At 34.9% G+C, this 17,950-nt stretch carries 12 protein-coding genes, 2 tRNA genes and 1 pseudogene; 2 read left to right on the top strand and 13 right to left on the bottom strand.

Annotation, left to right across the window (positions count from 1 at the left end; translation table 11 throughout):
• Nucleotides 1-2,017, bottom strand: a 2,017-nt coding sequence (locus EYD46_RS15870) for an Ig-like domain-containing protein (RefSeq protein ID WP_165454399.1), incomplete at its 3' end; no start/stop codon positions are given.
• 411 nt (nucleotides 2,018-2,428) lie between these two features.
• Here EYD46_RS15870 and EYD46_RS15865 point away from each other — a divergent pair.
• Nucleotides 2,429-4,018, top strand: coding sequence for a peptide chain release factor 3 (locus EYD46_RS15865; RefSeq protein WP_130938144.1), 1,590 nt, complete (start codon nucleotides 2,429-2,431; stop codon nucleotides 4,016-4,018).
• A gap of 123 nt (nucleotides 4,019-4,141) precedes the next feature.
• On the top strand, nucleotides 4,142-4,375 hold the full coding sequence (locus tag EYD46_RS15860) for a (4Fe-4S)-binding protein (protein ID WP_130938143.1): 234 nt from the start codon (nucleotides 4,142-4,144) through the stop codon (nucleotides 4,373-4,375).
• A gap of 100 nt (nucleotides 4,376-4,475) precedes the next feature.
• On the opposite strand, the gene EYD46_RS15855 is transcribed toward EYD46_RS15860, so the two are convergent.
• The 12 genes and pseudogenes from EYD46_RS15855 to EYD46_RS15800 form a co-directional block, all read right to left on the bottom strand.
• Nucleotides 4,476-4,793: a DUF3467 domain-containing protein gene (locus tag EYD46_RS15855; protein ID WP_130938142.1), complete on the bottom strand. Its 318-nt coding sequence runs from the start codon at nucleotides 4,791-4,793 to the stop codon at nucleotides 4,476-4,478.
• Between the two features lie 89 nt (nucleotides 4,794-4,882).
• Nucleotides 4,883-9,184: a DNA-directed RNA polymerase subunit beta' gene (gene rpoC, locus EYD46_RS15850; RefSeq protein ID WP_130938141.1), complete on the bottom strand. Its 4,302-nt coding sequence runs from the start codon at nucleotides 9,182-9,184 to the stop codon at nucleotides 4,883-4,885.
• Between the two features lie 91 nt (nucleotides 9,185-9,275).
• A complete protein-coding gene (gene rpoB, locus EYD46_RS15845; RefSeq protein ID WP_130938140.1) occupies nucleotides 9,276-13,088 on the bottom strand; it encodes a DNA-directed RNA polymerase subunit beta in 3,813 nt (1,270 codons plus the stop codon).
• 196 nt (nucleotides 13,089-13,284) lie between these two features.
• Entirely contained in the window at nucleotides 13,285-13,665 is a 381-nt protein-coding gene (rplL, locus tag EYD46_RS15840; protein ID WP_130938139.1) for a 50S ribosomal protein L7/L12, read from the bottom strand.
• 63 nt (nucleotides 13,666-13,728) lie between these two features.
• Nucleotides 13,729-14,250, bottom strand: coding sequence for a 50S ribosomal protein L10 (gene rplJ / locus EYD46_RS15835; protein WP_130938138.1), 522 nt, complete (start codon nucleotides 14,248-14,250; stop codon nucleotides 13,729-13,731).
• 19 nt (nucleotides 14,251-14,269) lie between these two features.
• Complete coding sequence (rplA, locus tag EYD46_RS15830; protein ID WP_130938137.1) at nucleotides 14,270-14,959, bottom strand: 50S ribosomal protein L1; 690 nt, start codon at nucleotides 14,957-14,959, stop codon at nucleotides 14,270-14,272.
• Between the two features lie 20 nt (nucleotides 14,960-14,979).
• Nucleotides 14,980-15,417, bottom strand: coding sequence for a 50S ribosomal protein L11 (rplK, locus tag EYD46_RS15825; protein WP_130938136.1), 438 nt, complete (start codon nucleotides 15,415-15,417; stop codon nucleotides 14,980-14,982).
• Between the two features lie 69 nt (nucleotides 15,418-15,486).
• Nucleotides 15,487-16,041 (bottom strand): transcription termination/antitermination protein NusG, encoded by a 555-nt coding sequence (gene nusG, locus EYD46_RS15820; RefSeq protein ID WP_130938135.1) that lies wholly within the window; start codon nucleotides 16,039-16,041, stop codon nucleotides 15,487-15,489.
• A gap of 149 nt (nucleotides 16,042-16,190) precedes the next feature.
• Nucleotides 16,191-16,358: pseudogene (gene secE, locus EYD46_RS18030) on the bottom strand (preprotein translocase subunit SecE); the annotation flags it as partial.
• 67 nt (nucleotides 16,359-16,425) lie between these two features.
• A tRNA-Trp gene (locus EYD46_RS15810) sits at nucleotides 16,426-16,498 on the bottom strand.
• Nucleotides 16,499-16,621: 123 nt separating this feature from the next.
• Nucleotides 16,622-17,809 carry an elongation factor Tu gene (tuf, locus tag EYD46_RS15805; RefSeq protein WP_130938133.1) on the bottom strand — a complete coding sequence of 396 codons (1,188 nt, stop codon included), beginning with the start codon at nucleotides 17,807-17,809 and terminating at the stop codon, nucleotides 16,622-16,624.
• Between the two features lie 64 nt (nucleotides 17,810-17,873).
• Nucleotides 17,874-17,945, bottom strand: a tRNA-Thr gene (locus EYD46_RS15800).
• Between the last annotated feature and the right edge of the window lie 5 nt (nucleotides 17,946-17,950).

The following is a 17,950-nucleotide window of genomic DNA, read 5'->3' as shown; positions in this document are numbered from 1 at the left end:
TATCGTCTACGGCATTGACTGTGACATCAACTACGGCTGTAACACAATCGCCATCTGCATCACAGATCTCATAGGTAATCTGGTCAGGACCGTTATAATCTGCGGTTGGTGTGTAATCTATGGTATCGTCGGTTGGGTCGTTGGGGGTACCGCCATCATTTACTGTTGCTACTCCATTGGTTGGGCCACTTGTTATGCTTATGGTACCAGTACTTGGGCCGTCGCCTCCAAAATTGTCATCGTCTAATACATCGATGTTTACTGTATCGTCTTCATCTACACTGGCTGTATCGTCTACGGCCGTTGGCGTAGAATCCAAAAAACAAAAACTAATATCTTGAATAGCCGAGCCATGAACTGTTCCGGGATTACAAGCTGTACATTCATCCCAAATTAAAGTTATAGAATTTATACCATTACTACTTGAAAAATTAACCCCAACTTCATCATTATCTCCAACAGTACTATTATCATTTGAATCAACAAAACCTGAAGTATTAGTTGTGTATGATGGATTAGCAGATTCAGTAAAAACTGGAAAAAGTGTACCTCCTCCAACTTCAGAAGCAGTAATTGTATAAGAATCACCATTTGGTCCTTGTCCGTTTACATGAGCTAGGTTAAATTCTACTTCATTTACAGGTTGAGAAAAGGCTAATGTAATTGTAATACCTGTGGCATCGAACCCTGTAGTAAAAAACTGCAAAGCTTCCACTCCATTATCTGTGTTTACTTCTGGTGTATCTCCTGCACCAAAATTCCACCCAGCTAGAGTACCAGTATCCCCTGTAAAAGAAATAGTTGTATTTAAGCTTGTTCCAGAAATATTATTAAAAGTATTGGATAATGCTCCATCTGGTGTCCAATCAAATTCACTATTATTTGTTGGCACAGTTTCCCATACCAACGTTCCTGAAGTTCCTCCAACGCATGGATCAACAAGAGTTATTTGCAAATTGCCTTGATTTGAGCCTACGCCTAAATCATCTTCAACACTAAATAAAATAGAGGCGTCTCCAACATAATCTAGCTCTGGAACAAACACTACATTACCAGAAGTATCAACTGTATAAGTTCCCACTCCTGAAATAATAAGAGGATTTCCAACAGTACCTTGATTACTTGGGTTACTAGGATCTATTAAGCGTACTGTAGTTTGGTCTAAATTTCCATCTGGATCACTAGATCCATTCAGTACATTGCCATTGAATTGGGAATTGGAGCTAATTGTATTTCCTAGATTATCAACTACTACTGGAGGACTATTAAGTGTAGTGATAGACGGATTTATAAAATTAACTTCACCTAAAAAACTTACGGAGTTTTGACGTTGTCCTCCACTTGTTGCACGGCCATTTCTAAACCTAACCGTACTAATATTATTGTAAATAACAGAAACCACAAACTCTGTTCTAGCAGCGTTTATACCTGCTGAAAAATCTGAATCACTTTGAAAGCGTGTAAAAATACCATTTGTGGATACCACTAAATCCGTGGGGCAACCAATATTATTATTTGTGGCACCTGAACCTTGAGGGCAACCACCAGGAGTTGGCGTATTTCCTGCCTCAAGTGTATAGCTATCAGGAACTGCAACCTCAAAAAATTCATTACCATCAACATCAATCGCTTCCAAAGTATAAGAATCAACTAAAATTGGTACCCCATTGGTAGATGCATTAGCTGTGCCATCTTCTACAAATTGTATCTCCCATTCTACATAGCCACCCGCTGCTGTGGTTGTTGTTGAAGGTTCAAAGCGATTATCCACTCCTAACGTAGTATCTACATTATTGACTGTAATATTATTTAACTCTATTATGGTAACAACAGCATCAGCATTTGAAGCAGATCCATTTACATTTACAACAACATCCGTATATAAATACCGAGACCCTTGTTGGTTCTGTGTTCCAGAAAGTAATGTTGGACCTTGAGCCCCCCCAAATGTTGGTGTTGCCTGTGAAAAAACAGTTAAAGCACTAAAAAACATGCTTAATACTAAAAATAATTTCAAATTAATTCTTTTAGTCAGGTAAAGATTTGTCATGATATTCTTGAGCTATACATTAGTTTTCAATTCAATACAAAAATTTAGTATTTAAAAATGAGAGTTATGTTTTATTGAAAGTTTTGTTGAGATGATATTTGAGAGATATTTTGTAAAATTAACATTTGTTAACAAAAAAACAAGTTTTTTTATAATTTGATCAATGAAAAATATTTTGCCTTAATTTATAAAATTGAACAATTGTGAATAAGTGTTTCTGGTACTCAATTGCTACGCAAAGCAAAATATTAAAGATTACTTGTTTTATGCTTAGATACGACTTAATTAAAAACTGTTACCTTTCACTTAAACAAACACAATAAGTTTATCTAGTATTAGTATTTAATAACTTTTATATTTGCCGAAATTTAAATTTTTATGTCTTTCATTCAAGAAATACAACGTAGACGCACTTTTGGCATTATCTCTCATCCTGATGCTGGTAAAACTACTTTAACTGAAAAGCTATTACTTTTCGGTGGGGCCATTCAAGAGGCTGGTGCCGTAAAAAGCAACAAAATAAAAAAAGGAGCTACGAGTGATTTTATGGAAATTGAGCGCCAACGTGGAATTTCTGTTGCAACATCGGTTTTAGCTTTTGAATACAATGGCATAAAAATTAATATTCTTGACACACCTGGCCATAAAGATTTCGCTGAAGATACTTTTAGAACTTTAACTGCTGTGGACAGTGTTATTGTTGTTATAGATGTAGCAAAAGGTGTAGAAGAGCAAACTGAAAAATTAGTTGAAGTTTGTAGAATGCGTAACATTCCTATGATTGTTTTTATAAACAAACTGGATAGAGAAGGTAAAGATGCTTTTGATTTATTAGATGAAGTTGAACAAAAATTAGGATTGACAGTTACACCTTTAAGTTTCCCTATTGGTATGGGGTATGAGTTTAAAGGTATTTATAATATATGGGAAAAGAATATTAATCTATTTAGTGGAAATAATAGGAAGGATATTGAAGAAACTATAGAAATTTCTGATTTATCTTCTTCTGAGTTAGATAATTTAGTAGGAGAAGATTCTGCAACTACATTAAGAGAGGAAATTGAGTTAGTAGAAGGAATTTATCCTTCTTTTGATAAGAATGAGTATTTAAGCGGAAATCTCCAACCTGTATTTTTTGGTTCTGCTTTAAATAATTTTGGTGTTAGAGAACTATTGGATTGTTTTGTAGAAATTGCTCCAAAACCTAGACCTAAAAACAGTGAGGAGCGACTTGTTGAACCTGATGAGAAGAAATTTAGTGGTTTTGTATTTAAGATTCATGCCAATATGGACCCCAACCATAGAAATCGATTAGCCTTTGTTAAAATAGTTTCTGGAGAGTTTAAGAGAAATACACCTTACCTACATGTTAGACATAATAAGAAGGTGAAATTTTCAAGTCCGAATGCTTTTTTTGCTGAAAAGAAAGAAATTGTTGATGTATCTTATCCTGGTGATATTGTTGGCTTACAAGACACAGGTACTTTTAAAATTGGAGACACTCTAACTGAAGGAGAACTTCTTAGCTATAAAGGTATTCCCAGTTTCTCTCCTGAGCATTTTAGATATATTAATAATGCTGATCCTCTAAAATCAAAACAGCTTTATAAAGGTATCGATCAATTAATGGATGAAGGTGTTGCACAATTGTTTACTTTAGAATTAAACGGTAGAAAGGTAATTGGTACTGTAGGAGCACTTCAATATGAAGTAATTCAATATAGGTTAGTGCATGAGTACGGTGCGAAATGCACCTATGAAAATTTAAATGTACATAAGGCATGTTGGGTAGCTACTGAGGATGATAAAAATGAAGAGTATAAAGAGTTTTTAAGAGTAAAGCAACGCTTTTTAGCTAAAGACAAACAAAATCAACTTGTGTTTTTTGCAGACTCCGCTTTTTCTTTACAAATGACACAACAAAAGTATCCAAGTATAAAGTTTCATTTCACATCAGAGTTTGAATAAACCCCTTGTATTTCATCGAAAATCATTAGTTAGTCCCTCTTTTTAGACGATTTAACGATTTTTTAAATATTAAAAATGATGAATATATAATTTTAAACTAATCAACCCCAAATTGATATAACCATGGAAATAGAATCTAAAGAATTTAGTAACAAAGATATTACGGTTATTTACGACCCTTGTATATGTCAACTTTCAAGAAAATGTGCTAGAGAACTATCAAATGTATTTAGTGATAGTGTTATCCCTTGGGTAAATTTAGATGATGGCAAAACCGAAAATATTATTAAACAAATAAGAAAGTGCCCTTCTGGTGCATTACAATACCATGAAAAACACCAAAAACTAACTATTTAATTATAAATAAAAAATCCTTTGAAAATAATAATTCAAAGGATTTTTATTTTTTATATCATGCATCTCTCAACCTTAATGTTGTTAGGATAATATAAAGATATTAAGCTTGCCCAGTAGGCCCAAAATTAAGAGGGATTGGTGGCTGTTCATAATCTTTAATCTCTCCATGAGCATTTTCAAATCTCGCCACATTATCTCCTAAAGCTTTTAATAAACGTTTTGCATGTTGAGGAGTTAATATAATTCTAGACTTTACTTTATTCTTAGGAACTCCAGGCATAATATTAACAAAGTCTACAACAAACTCTGAAACAGAGTGGTTGATAATTGCTAAATTAGAATAGGTGCCTTCAGCAACTTTTTCATCTAACTCTATATTTATTTGCCCTTGTTTTTGATTATCTTTTTCGTCTGCCATAATTAAAATATGAAATAAAAAAGCCTTCAAGGTTTAATACACATGAAGGCTTTTTATGTTTTAAATTCCTGCCTTCGCAGGAATAATAATTAATTAAAATTCATTTCTTGTTTTACCTGCATCATCTCATCAAACTCTTCTTTAGAACCTACGATAATGTCAGTATAATTTCTCATACCTGTACCTGCTGGAATTCTATGCCCAACAATTACATTTTCTTTAAGTCCTTCTAAAGTATCAACTTTACCTGCAACTGCCGCTTCATTTAACACTTTTGTTGTTTCCTGGAACGATGCCGCAGAGATAAATGATTTCGTTTGAAGTGAAGCTCTAGTAATACCTTGTAATATAGGTGTTGCCGTTGCTGGCTTCGCATCTCTAGCTTCAACAAGTTTCTTATCTTCTCTACGTAAAATAGAGTTCTCATCTCTTAATTCACGAGGTGATATAATCTGACCCGCTTTTAAGTTAGCAGACTCACCAGCATCTTCAATAACTTTCATACCAAAAATTTCATCATTTTCAGTAATAAAGTCACTCTTATGTACTAACTGATCTTCTAAGAAAATGGTATCTCCAGAATCAATGATTCTAACTTTACGCATCATCTGTCTTACAACTACCTCAAAATGCTTGTCATTAATTTTCACACCTTGTAAACGATAGACTTCTTGTACTTCATTAACCAAATATTGCTGTACAGCAGATGGTCCTTTAATATTTAATATATCGTTTGGTGTAATAGAACCGTCAGATAAAGGCATTCCTGCTTTTACAAAATCATTTTCCTGTACTAAAATCTGGTTAGATAATTTTACTAGGTACTTTTTGATTTCTCCTAATTTAGATTCTACTATAATTTCACGATTACCTCTCTTAATTTTCCCGAAAGATACTACACCATCAATCTCACTTACCACAGCTGGATTAGATGGATTACGTGCTTCGAATAACTCAGTTACTCTAGGTAAACCACCAGTAATATCACCTGCTTTAGCTGATTTACGAGGTATTTTTACTAAGATTTTACCAACCTTAATTTCCTCACCATCATCAATCATTAAGTGTGCTCCAACTGGTAGGTTGTATGAACGAATAGTTTCGCCTTTACTATCTTCAATATGTAATGTTGGTATTAATTTCTTATTTCTAGATTCAGAAATTACTTTTTCTTGGAATCCAGTTTGCTCATCAATCTCAACTTGATATGTAACACCTTGTTCGATATTTTCATACTTCACTTTACCAGCAAATTCTGAAATAATTACACCATTATATGGATCCCATTGACAAACTACATCTCCTTTCTTTAATTCTTGACCATTCTTTATAAAAATAGTAGAACCATAAGGTATGTTGTTTGTACTTAGAGTAATACCTGTTTTCTTATCTACAAGTTTTACTTCAGAAGTTCGAGAAATTACAATATCTGCAATATTACCTTCACTATCTTCTCCCTTTACAGTTTTAAGATCTTCAATTTCAGCAATACCGTCAAATTTAACTGCAAGCTTATTATCTTCAGAAATGTTACCTGCAATACCACCTACGTGGAACGTACGTAATGTTAACTGAGTACCAGGTTCTCCAATAGATTGTGCTGCCACAACTCCTACTGCTTCTCCTCTTTGTACCATTTTACCTGTTGCTAGGTTACGTCCATAACACTTCGCACATATACCTTTAGTAGCTTCACAACTTAATGGAGAACGTACTTCTAAAGTTTCTATAGGAGAATCTCCAATAGCTTTAGCAATATCATCATCAATTAAATCTCCAGCTGCTACTATCAATTCATCTGTATGCGGATTGTAAGTATCATTTAAAGCTACACGCCCTACAATTCTTTCTTCTAAAGTCTCAACAACTTCATCATTTTTCTTTAAAGGCGCTACTTCAACTCCTCTTAATGTACCACAGTCTACACTGTTAATAATTACATCTTGTGATACATCTACTAAACGTCTTGTTAAGTAACCTGCATCTGCTGTTTTAAGAGCGGTATCTGCAAGACCTTTACGTGCACCGTGAGTAGAGATAAAATATTCTAAAATTGAAAGACCTTCTTTAAAGTTAGAAAGAATAGGGTTTTCAATAATCTCTCCTCCACCTGCATTAGATTTTTTAGGTTTTGCCATTAATCCACGCATACCTGTAAGCTGACGAATCTGTTCTTTAGATCCACGAGCTCCAGAATCAAGCATCATAAACACCGAGTTAAATCCTTGTTGATCTTCTCTAATACGCTTCATAGACAATTCTGTCAACTCTGCATTAGTTGATGTCCAAATATCAATTACCTGATTATAACGCTCGTTATTAGTGATAAGCCCCATGTTATAGTTTCCAGTAATACCGTCAACTAATCCATTAGCTTTATCAATCATCGATTGTTTTTCTTGAGGAATAATAATATCTCCTAAACTAAATGACAATCCACCTTGGAATGCAAATTTAAATCCTAACGTTCTAATTGCATCAAGGAATTCTGCTGTTTCAGGGACTGAAGTCACTTTTAAGATGTTTCCAATAATATCTCTTAATGACTTTTTAGTTAATACCTGATTGATATATCCTGCTGCTTGAGGTACGTGTTGATTAAATAACACACGCCCAACAGTGGTTTCAACAATCATTCTATCAAGCTTCCCATCTTCATTAATATCGATGGTTCTTACTTTTATTCCAGCATTAAGATCTACACGCTTTTCGTTAAACGCAATTTCCACTTCCTCTGGAGAATAGAATGTTAAGCCTTCTCCTTTAATTGGTAATTCTGGAGTAGACTTACGTTCTTTAGTCATGTAATACAATCCAAGTACCATATCCTGAGAAGGTACAGTAACTGGAGAACCATTTGCAGGATTTAGTATATTATGAGATGCTAACATTAACATTTGACACTCTAAAATAGCTTCAGGCCCAAGAGGTAAATGCACCGCCATTTGATCTCCATCAAAATCCGCATTAAATGCTGTACACACTAACGGGTGTAACTGTATTGCTTTACCTTCAATTAATTTAGGCTGAAATGCTTGAATACCTAAACGGTGTAATGTAGGCGCACGGTTTAGTAATACTGGATGTCCTTTAAGTACATTTTCCAAGATATCCCAAACCACTGGCTCTCTTTTGTCTATAATTTTCTTTGCAGACTTAACTGTTTTTACAATACCTCTTTCAATTAATTTTCTAATAACAAAAGGTTTGTATAACTCAGCTGCCATATTTTTTGGCAATCCACATTCAAATAATTTTAATTCTGGACCAACAACAATTACAGAACGTGCAGAATAATCAACACGCTTACCAAGTAAGTTTTGACGGAAACGTCCTTGCTTACCTTTAAGTGAATCTGATAACGATTTTAATGGTCTGTTAGAATCTGTTTTTACTGCTGAAGATTTACGTGTGTTATCAAATAATGAATCTACTGATTCTTGTAACATACGTTTTTCATTACGTAAAATTACTTCTGGTGCTTTTATCTCTACCAAACGCTTTAAACGGTTGTTACGGATAATAACACGACGGTATAAATCATTCAAATCAGATGTCGCAAAACGACCTCCATCTAGAGGTACTAACGGACGTAATTCTGGTGGAATGATTGGCACAACCTTCATTATCATCCACTCAGGACGATTTTCACGGTTGTTGTTAGACTCACGTAAAGATTCTACAACTTGAAGACGCTTTAAAGCTTCTGTTTTACGTTGCTTAGACGTTTCAGTATTAGCTTTATGACGTAATTCATAAGACAAGCCTTCTAAATCAATACGTGCTAATAAGTCTATTAAACATTCAGCACCCATTTTAGCAATAAACTTATTAGGGTCTGTATCTTCTAAATATTGATTGTCTTGAGGTAACTCCTCTAAGATATTCAAATACTCTTCTTCAGTAAGGAAATCCATTTTTTGTAATGGTTCTCCTTCTTCATTTTTAGCGTTACCTGGTTGAATTACTACATAACGTTCGTAGTAGATAATCATATCTAATTTCTTAGATGGCAGGCCTAATAAGTAACCTATTTTGTTAGGTAACGAACGGAAGTACCAAATATGTGCTACAGGAACTACTAAGTTAATATGTCCTACACGGTCTCTACGTACTTTCTTTTCAGTAACTTCTACACCACAACGGTCACATACAATACCTTTGTAGCGAATTCTTTTATATTTCCCACAAGCACATTCGTAATCCTTAACCGGACCAAAAATACGCTCACAGAACAAACCATCACGTTCTGGTTTGTGAGTTCGATAATTGATAGTTTCTGGTTTTAAAACCTCACCTCTAGATTCTGCTAAAATAGATTCTGGTGATGCTAAACCAATTGAGATTTTATTAAATCTCTTAACTGCATTTTTATCTTGTTTTCTTGCCATGTTTTTTAGTCTTTAGTCTTTAGTCTTTGGTCTTCAGGTTTAAGTTTTTCAACTGCTTACTGATGACTTATGACTGCCAACTTTTAATGTTTTACTCCTCTAATCTGATGTCTAATCCTAAACCTTTCAATTCATGCATTAATACATTGAAAGATTCTGGTAAACCTGGATCTGGCATTGGCTCGCCTTTAACTATACTTTCGTAAGTTTTAGCTCTACCAATTACATCATCAGATTTCACAGTTAAGATCTCACGTAAAGTACTTGATGCACCGTATGCTTCAAGTGCCCAAACTTCCATCTCACCAAAACGCTGACCACCAAATTGTGCTTTACCACCAAGAGGCTGTTGCGTAATTAATGAGTAAGGTCCAATAGAACGTGCGTGCATTTTATCATCTACCATGTGTCCTAATTTCAACATGTAGATTACACCAACAGTAGCGGGTTGATCGAAACGATCTCCTGTTCCACCATCATATAAATAGGTGTGACCATATCTTGGGATTCCAGCTTCATCTGTAAATCCATTAATTTGATCAATTGTAGCACCATCAAAAATCGGAGTAGCGTATTTGCGACCTAATTTTTGACCTGCCCATCCTAATACTGTTTCGTATATCTGCCCGATGTTCATACGAGATGGTACACCAAGTGGATTTAATACGATATCTACTGGAGTTCCATCTTCTAAGAATGGCATATCTTCTTGACGAACTATACGCGCAACAATACCTTTGTTACCGTGACGTCCTGCCATTTTATCACCTACTTTAAGCTTACGTTTCTTAGCTATGTAAACTTTAGCAAGCTTAATGATACCTGCTGGTAATTCATCTCCAACAGAAATGGTAAACTTCTCACGACGTAACGATCCTTGTAAATCGTTTTCCTTAATCTTGTAGTTGTGAATTAAATCAGCAACTAACTTGTTAGTATGTTCGTCAGTAGTCCATTTTCCTGATACCAAATGCGCATAATCATCAACAGCATTCAACATTTTTAAAGTGAACTTCTTACCTTTTGGTAATACTTCCTCGCCTAAATCGTTAAATATACCTTGAGCAGTTTTACCATTTACAATTGCAAAAAGTTTTTCAACTAAAACATCTTTTAATTCATCAAACTTTCTGTCATATTGTGCTTCAAGAGCCAAAATATCATCTTTATCTTGTGCTCTTTTACGCTTATCTTTTACTGCTCTTGCGAATAGTTTCTTATCAATTACAACCCCGTTTAATGAAGGAGAAGCTTTTAAAGAAGCATCTTTTACATCTCCTGCCTTATCTCCAAAGATTGCACGTAATAATTTCTCTTCTGGTGTTGGGTCAGATTCTCCTTTAGGCGTAATCTTACCAATAAGTATATCTCCAGGTTTAACTTCAGCTCCAACACGAATCATTCCATGCTCATCCAAGTCTTTCGTAGCCTCTTCAGAAACATTAGGAATGTCGTTAGTTAACTCTTCATTACCTAGTTTTGTATCTCTTACCTCAAGAGAATATTCATCAATATGAATAGATGTAAAGATATCTTCACGAACAACTTTTTCAGAAATTACAATTGCATCCTCAAAGTTATACCCTTTCCAAGGCATAAAGGCTACTTTCATATTTCTACCAAGTGCTAGTTCTCCTTTTTGAGTAGCATACCCTTCACATAAAACTTGACCTTTAGCTACCTTGTCTCCTTTAACAACAATTGGTTTAAGGTTGATAGAAGTACCTTGGTTTGTTTTTCTAAATTTTACTAATTGATACGTTTTTATATCAGAATCAAAACTTACTTTAGCTTCGTCATCAGTACGGTCGTAACGTATTTTAATTTCATTTGCATCTACATAAAGGACCTCTCCATTTCCTTCAGCATTAATTAATACTCTAGAATCTGATGCTACTTGACGCTCTAAACCTGTACCTACAATTGGAGCATCTACTCTTAATAATGGTACTGCCTGACGCATCATGTTAGATCCCATCAAGGCACGGTTCGCATCATCATGCTCCAAGAATGGAATTAATGAAGCCGAAATAGACGAGATTTGGTTTGGTGCTACATCAGTATAATGCAAATTATTTGGTTCAATCACTGGGAAATCCCCTTCCATACGTGCAATTACCTTGTCATGTAGTATCTTACCATCTCCATCAACTTTAACTGTTGCTTGAGCTATTAGCTTTTCTTCTTCTTCTTCTGCACTTAAATATGTTGGTGCATTTTTAATATCTACAACACCATCGGTTACTTTTCGGTAAGGCGTTTCAATGAAGCCCATTGAATTTACCTTAGCGAATACTGAAAGTGATGATATCAAACCAATATTTGGTCCTTCTGGTGTTTCAATAGGACAAAGTCTTCCGTAGTGTGTATAGTGTACATCACGTACCTCGAACCCTGCACGTTCTCTTGAAAGACCACCTGGCCCTAATGCCGATAAACGACGTTTGTGTGTGATCTCTGCTAATGGATTGGTTTGGTCCATAAACTGAGACAACTGGTTTGTACCAAAGAAAGAATTAATTACAGAAGATAAGGTCTTCGCATTAATCAAATCTATTGGTGTAAATACTTCGTTATCACGTACATTCATACGCTCACGAATAGTACGTGCCATACGTGCTAAACCAACACCAAATTGAGATGATAATTGCTCACCTACTGTACGTACACGACGGTTAGATAAGTGATCTATATCATCAATCTCTGCTTTAGAGTTGATTAACTCAATTAAATATTTTATGATGGTAATTATATCTTCTTTAGTAAGCACTTGCTTATCCATTCCAATATCAAGACCTAATTTTTTATTCATTCTATAACGACCTACTTCTCCTAAAGAGTAACGTTGGTCTGAGAAGAATAACTTATCTATAATACCACGCGCTGTTTCTTCATCTGGCGGCTCTGCATTACGTAATTGTCTATAGATATGTTCAACAGCCTCTTTTTCAGAGTTTGTTGGATCTTTTTGAAGCGTATTATGGATAATAGCATAATCTCCTTGCTCATTACTTTCTTTGTGTAATAAGATAGTTTTTACACCAGCTTCAAGAATTTCTTCTATATTTTCTTTATCTAAAATAGTATCACGATCAAGCACAATCTCATTACGCTCGATAGATACCACCTCACCTGTATCTTCATCAACAAAATCCTCATGCCATGTGTTTAACACACGTGCTGCTAATTTTCGCCCTAAATATTTCTTTAAACCTGTTTTAGAAACTTTAGCTTCTTCTGCTAAATCAAAAATTTCTAATATATCCTTATCACGCTCAAATCCGATAGCACGGAATAAGGTTGTAACTGGTAATTTCTTCTTTCTATCAATATAGGCATACATTACCTGATTGATATCTGTTGCAAATTCTATCCAAGAACCTTTGAATGGAATTACCCTAGCTGAATATAATTTTGTACCGTTAGCATGGAAAGATTGCCCGAAGAAAACCCCTGGAGAACGGTGTAATTGAGATACTACAACACGCTCTGCTCCATTTATAACAAAAGTCCCACTTGGCGTCATGTAAGGAATAGTACCTAGATATACATCTTGAACTATAGTCTCAAAATCCTCATGCTCAGGATCTGTACAATATAGTTTTAATCGTGCTTTTAAAGGCACACTGTAAGTTAATCCTCTTTCAATACACTCTTCAATAGCATATCTTGGTGGATCAATAAAGTAATCTAAAAATTCTAAAACGAATTGATTACGCGAATCTGTAATTGGAAAGTTTTCCATGAAGGTGTTATATAACCCTTCATCTCCTCTTTCTTCAGATTTTGTTTCTAATTGGAAAAAATCCTGGAAGGATTTAATCTGGATATCCAAGAAATCTGGATATTCCGTTCTATTTACAATAGAGGAGAAATTTAATCTTTCAGCTTGTGTTGACAACATCAATGGACGAAATTTTGATTAAAAAATATTTTGATAGTGCTTTTAAACACTAGGGAAACAGCCAAAATTTTAAACCTACTAAACAGACTGTTTTTGCAATTTATTTACGGATATGGTTATATACGCAAAATGGTCTAGGTGTTATCACGCCAATGGCGTGATAGACCTAAACCTTTGTATTGTTGAGTAATTAAGCTTACTTAAGCTCAACCTCTGCTCCTGCTTCTTCTAATTGAGATTTTAGAGCTTCAGCTTCATCTTTAGCTACACCTTCTTTAATTGGAGATGGTGCATCATCAACTAATCCTTTAGCTTCTTTTAAACCAAGACCAGTTAATTCCTTAACTAATTTTACAACTGCTAATTTAGAACCTCCTGCGGCTTTAAGAATTACATCGAATTCTGATTTTTCCTCAGCAGCTTCACCACCACCAGCAGCGCCTCCACCAGCAGCAACAGCTACAGCTGCAGCAGCAGGCTCGATACCATACTCATCTTTTAATATAGTAGCTAACTCATTAACTTCTTTTACTGTTAAGTTAACTAATTGTTCTGCGAAATCTTTTAAATCTGCCATTTTTCTATCGTTTTAAAAATGTTTTAATAATAATATAATTGTAAAAAGTGCGTACTTATTTGATTATCCTTCTTTTTCGGATAATGTTTTAATGATACCTGCTAATGTTCCTCCACCTGATTTAAGTGCAGAAATAACATTTTTAGCAGGAGATTGAAGCAACGTAACTATTTCTCCAATCAATTCATCTTTAGACTTAATGTCTACTAATGCATCTAACTGCTCATCACCAATGTAAATAGCTTCTTCTATAAAGGCACCTTTTAATAAAGGTTTCTCTGATTTTTTTCTAAAAGCTTTAATTACCTTAGCTGGTGCATTACCAGTTTCAGAATACATCACTGAAGTGTTCCCTTTTAAAACAGTAGCAAGGTCTCCAAATTCTTTATCTGAAGCTTCCATTGCCTTTTCAAGTAATGTGTTCTTTACAACTGCCATACTTACATTTGCTTTAAAGCAAGCACGACGTAAGTCTGAAGTAGATCCTGCATTTAATCCTGAAATATCAGTTAAATATATATTTGCATTTTCGGCTAATTGTGCAGTTAAGTCTTCAATTACTTGTGATTTTTCTTCTCTTGTCATAATAAAAGTTTTTAACTAATTAACCAATTTTAGGATCTACAGCAACACTAGGACTCATTGTAGAAGACATAAAAATGCTCTTTACATAAGTACCTTTTGCAGTAGTTGGTTTTAATTTCATTAATGTTTGTAATAATTCATTTGCATTACCTGCAATTTTATCAGCACTGAATGATGCTTTTCCTATAGCAGCATGAACGATACCTGTTTTATCAACTTTAAAGTCAATTTTACCAGCTTTAACTTCTGTTACTGCTTTTGCAACATCCATAGTTACCGTACCTGTTTTTGGGTTAGGCATTAAACCACGAGGACCTAATACACGTCCTAATGGACCTAATTTACCCATAACACTTGGCATAGTAATAATAACATCAACATCGGTCCATCCACCTTTAATTTTATCAAGGTATTCATCTAAACCAACGTAATCAGCTCCAGCTTCTTTAGCCTCAGCTTCTTTGTCTGGTGTTACTAATGCTAATACTTTCTTATCTTTACCAGTACCATGAGGAAGAGATACAACACCTCTTACCATTTGATTAGCTTTACGAGGATCTACTCCTAAACGTACAGCTAAGTCTACAGACGCATCAAATTTAGTATTGGTAATTTCTTTGATTAATGCAGACGCTTCATCAACAGAATACAGTTTACCTTTTTCTATTTTCGCTAAAGCCTCTTTTTGCTTTTTTGTTAATCTTGCCATTTTCTAATGTCTTTAATCGATTAAGAAGGGAATTTCCCTGTTACAGTTATTCCCATTGATCTTGCGGTACCAGCAACCATTTTCATAGCAGATTCAACTTCAAATGCATTTAAATCCTGCATTTTGTCTTCTGCGATTGCTCTTACTTGGTCCCAAGACACTTTAGCTACTTTTTTTCGGTTTGGTTCACCTGATCCTTTTTTCACTTTGGCCGCTTCTAATAATTGTACTGCAGCTGGAGGCGTCTTGATTACGAAATCGAAAGACTTGTCTTTGTAAACAGAGATAACAACTGGTAATACTTTACCTGCTTTATCTTGGGTTCTAGCATTAAATTGCTTACAGAACTCCATAATGTTTACACCAGCAGCACCTAGAGCGGGTCCAACCGGTGGCGATGGATTCGCTGCACCTCCCCTAACTTGTAGCTTAACTACTTTACCTAACTCTTTTGCCATTTTTTAAAATTTAAATTTGATAAGATTTAGTTTTGGAAGCTCTAAACTTATCTGGATATGTAACAATTATTAAATTTTCTCTACTTGCATGTAGCTTAACTCTAATGGTGTTTTTCTTCCAAAAATCTTAACCATTACTTCAAGCTTACGTTTTTCTTCATTAATGTTTTCAATAGTACCATCAAATCCGTTAAATGGTCCATCGATAACTTTAACTGTTTCTCCTTTAGTAAACGGAATAGCTACATGTACATTTTCATCAACTGCTAATTCATCAACCTTGCCTAACATTCTGTTTACTTCAGATTGTCTTAATGGTACTGGATCGCCGCCTTTAGTCTCTCCTAAAAACCCAATTACATTGGTTATACCTTTTATTATATGTGGTACTTCTCCAGTTAAATTCGCTTGAATCATAATATACCCTGGAAAGAACACTTTCTCTTTTTGAATTTTCTTTCCGTTACGAATCTGAATTACTTTTTCTGTAGGCACTAATACTTGATCCACATAATCTTGCATCCCTAATCGAGCTATTTCATTCTCAATGTAAGTTTTGATTTTGTTTTCTTGACCACTTACAGCCCTAACAACATACCATTTTTTCTCACTTACTTCTGACATAAATCTTATTTTTTATTCTTGTTTAAAAAAGAAGAAAGCCCGTAAAAAATAGCGCCTGTTAATACAACAAACCATACTATACGTAATACACCAAAAAAACCTTTTCCGATGTACTCTTCATATGTTGACATTTTAAATAGATCTCCAGTAATTAATTCAGAAAAATATATATCCAATCCCCATATGACCAAGGAGAATATAATTGAAAACATAGCTACTAAAACTGTTAAACTTTGTGCTTCTGCCCATGAAGGCCATGACACATTATTTTTTAGTTCGTCGAACGATTCTTTTACGTATGTTACAATTCCAGCCATTTATAATTTCTTTTTAGGATTACATCCTATTTAAACTCTTGGGTAAATTATTACCCGATTTTCTTCGCACGGGTTGAGAGACTCGAACTCCCGACACCTGGTTTTGGAGACCAGTGCTCTACCAACTGAGCTAAACCCGTAGACTTAGAAATTCTAAAACTCAAAAAAATAAATTTCAAAATTTCCAAACTCTTAAATATAAGTCAAAAGGCATTACGCCTATGGCGTAATACCTTGAGTCTTTATTTATATTAAACCAGTGTTTAGTCTAAAATCTCAGTTACCTGACCTGCACCTACAGTTCTACCACCTTCACGGATAGCGAAACGTAAACCAATATTCATTGCAATTGGTTGGATTAGCTCAACAGTAATTGTTAAGTTATCTCCAGGCATTACCATTTCAACACCATCAGGAAGCGCAATGTTTCCAGTTACATCAGTTGTACGAACGTAAAACTGTGGACGGTAGTTATTATGGAATGGAGTGTGACGTCCACCTTCTTCTTTTTTCAAGATATAAACCTCAGCTTTAAATTTAGCGTGAGGAGTTACTGAACCTGGTTTAGTAATAACCATACCTCTTGAGATTTGAGTTTTCTCAATACCTCTTAATAAGATACCAGCATTATCTCCAGCTTCACCTCTATCTAATATTTGACGGAACATTTCGATACCTGTAATAGTAGATGTTAATTTCTCAGCACCCATACCGATGATTTCTACAGGATCTCCAGTGTTTGCAACACCTGTTTCAATTCTACCAGTTGCTACAGTACCACGACCAGTAATAGAGAATACATCTTCAATAGGCATTAAGAATGGCTTATCCATATCACGAACTGGCTCTTCAATCCAAGAATCACAAGCTTCCATTAATTCTAATACAGTATCAACCCACTTTTGTTCTCCGTTTAATGCTCCAAGAGCAGAACCTGAAATTACAGGACCGTTATCTCCATCGTACTCATAGAAGTTTAATAAATCTCTAACTTCCATATCTACAAGCTCAAGAAGCTCTTCATCATCAACCATATCAACTTTGTTTAAGAAAACAACGATACGAGGAATTCCTACCTGACGACCTAATAAGATGTGCTCACGAGTTTGCGGCATAGGACCATCAGTTGCAGCAACAACTAAGATAGCACCGTCCATCTGAGCAGCACCAGTTACCATGTTCTTTACATAATCGGCGTGACCTGGACAGTCAACGTGAGCATAGTGACGGTTAGCTGTTTGATATTCTACGTGAGATGTATTAATTGTAATACCTCTTTCTTTTTCTTCTGGAGCGTTATCGATTTGATCGAAATCCTTAGCCTCAGATAAACCTGCATCAGCCAATACTTTTGTAATAGCAGCTGTTAAAGTTGTTTTACCGTGATCTACGTGTCCAATAGTACCTATATTTAAGTGCGGTTTTGAACGATCAAAAGTTCCCTTTGCCATGTTAAAATAATTTAATCTTAGTTATATAATAATATTAGTGTATTCTTTTTCTCTTTTTATTTTGAGCCAACGACGGGATTTGAACCCGTGGCCTCTTCCTTACCAAGGAAACGCTCTACCCCTGAGCTACGCCGGCGTAAA

Origin of the sequence: Hyunsoonleella pacifica, from assembly GCF_004310335.1 — a bacterium.
Classification (GTDB): Bacteria; Bacteroidota; Bacteroidia; order Flavobacteriales; family Flavobacteriaceae; genus Jejuia; species Jejuia pacifica.
Note: the sequence above shows the minus strand (reverse complement) of the source record. Positions and strands in the feature narration are given on the sequence as shown.

Bases quoted from the DNA above. Each gene is read 5' to 3' on its own strand.
- rpoC (WP_130938141.1), bottom strand. From the start codon at position 9,184: ATGGCAAGAAAACAAGATAAAAATGCAGTTAAGAGATTTAATAAAATC.
- rplK (WP_130938136.1), bottom strand. From the start codon at position 15,417: ATGGCAAAAGAGTTAGGTAAAGTAGTTAAGCTACAAGTTAGGGGAGGT.
- tuf (WP_130938133.1), bottom strand. From the start codon at position 17,809: ATGGCAAAGGGAACTTTTGATCGTTCAAAACCGCACTTAAATATAGGT.
- nusG (WP_130938135.1), bottom strand. From the start codon at position 16,041: ATGTCAGAAGTAAGTGAGAAAAAATGGTATGTTGTTAGGGCTGTAAGT.
- rplJ (WP_130938138.1), bottom strand. From the start codon at position 14,250: ATGACAAGAGAAGAAAAATCACAAGTAATTGAAGACTTAACTGCACAA.
- EYD46_RS15865 (WP_130938144.1), top strand. From the start codon at position 2,429: ATGTCTTTCATTCAAGAAATACAACGTAGACGCACTTTTGGCATTATC.
- rplA (WP_130938137.1), bottom strand. From the start codon at position 14,959: ATGGCAAGATTAACAAAAAAGCAAAAAGAGGCTTTAGCGAAAATAGAA.
- EYD46_RS15855 (WP_130938142.1), bottom strand. From the start codon at position 4,793: ATGGCAGACGAAAAAGATAATCAAAAACAAGGGCAAATAAATATAGAG.
- rplL (WP_130938139.1), bottom strand. From the start codon at position 13,665: ATGGCAGATTTAAAAGATTTCGCAGAACAATTAGTTAACTTAACAGTA.
- rpoB (WP_130938140.1), bottom strand. From the start codon at position 13,088: ATGTTGTCAACACAAGCTGAAAGATTAAATTTCTCCTCTATTGTAAAT.
- EYD46_RS15860 (WP_130938143.1), top strand. From the start codon at position 4,142: ATGGAAATAGAATCTAAAGAATTTAGTAACAAAGATATTACGGTTATT.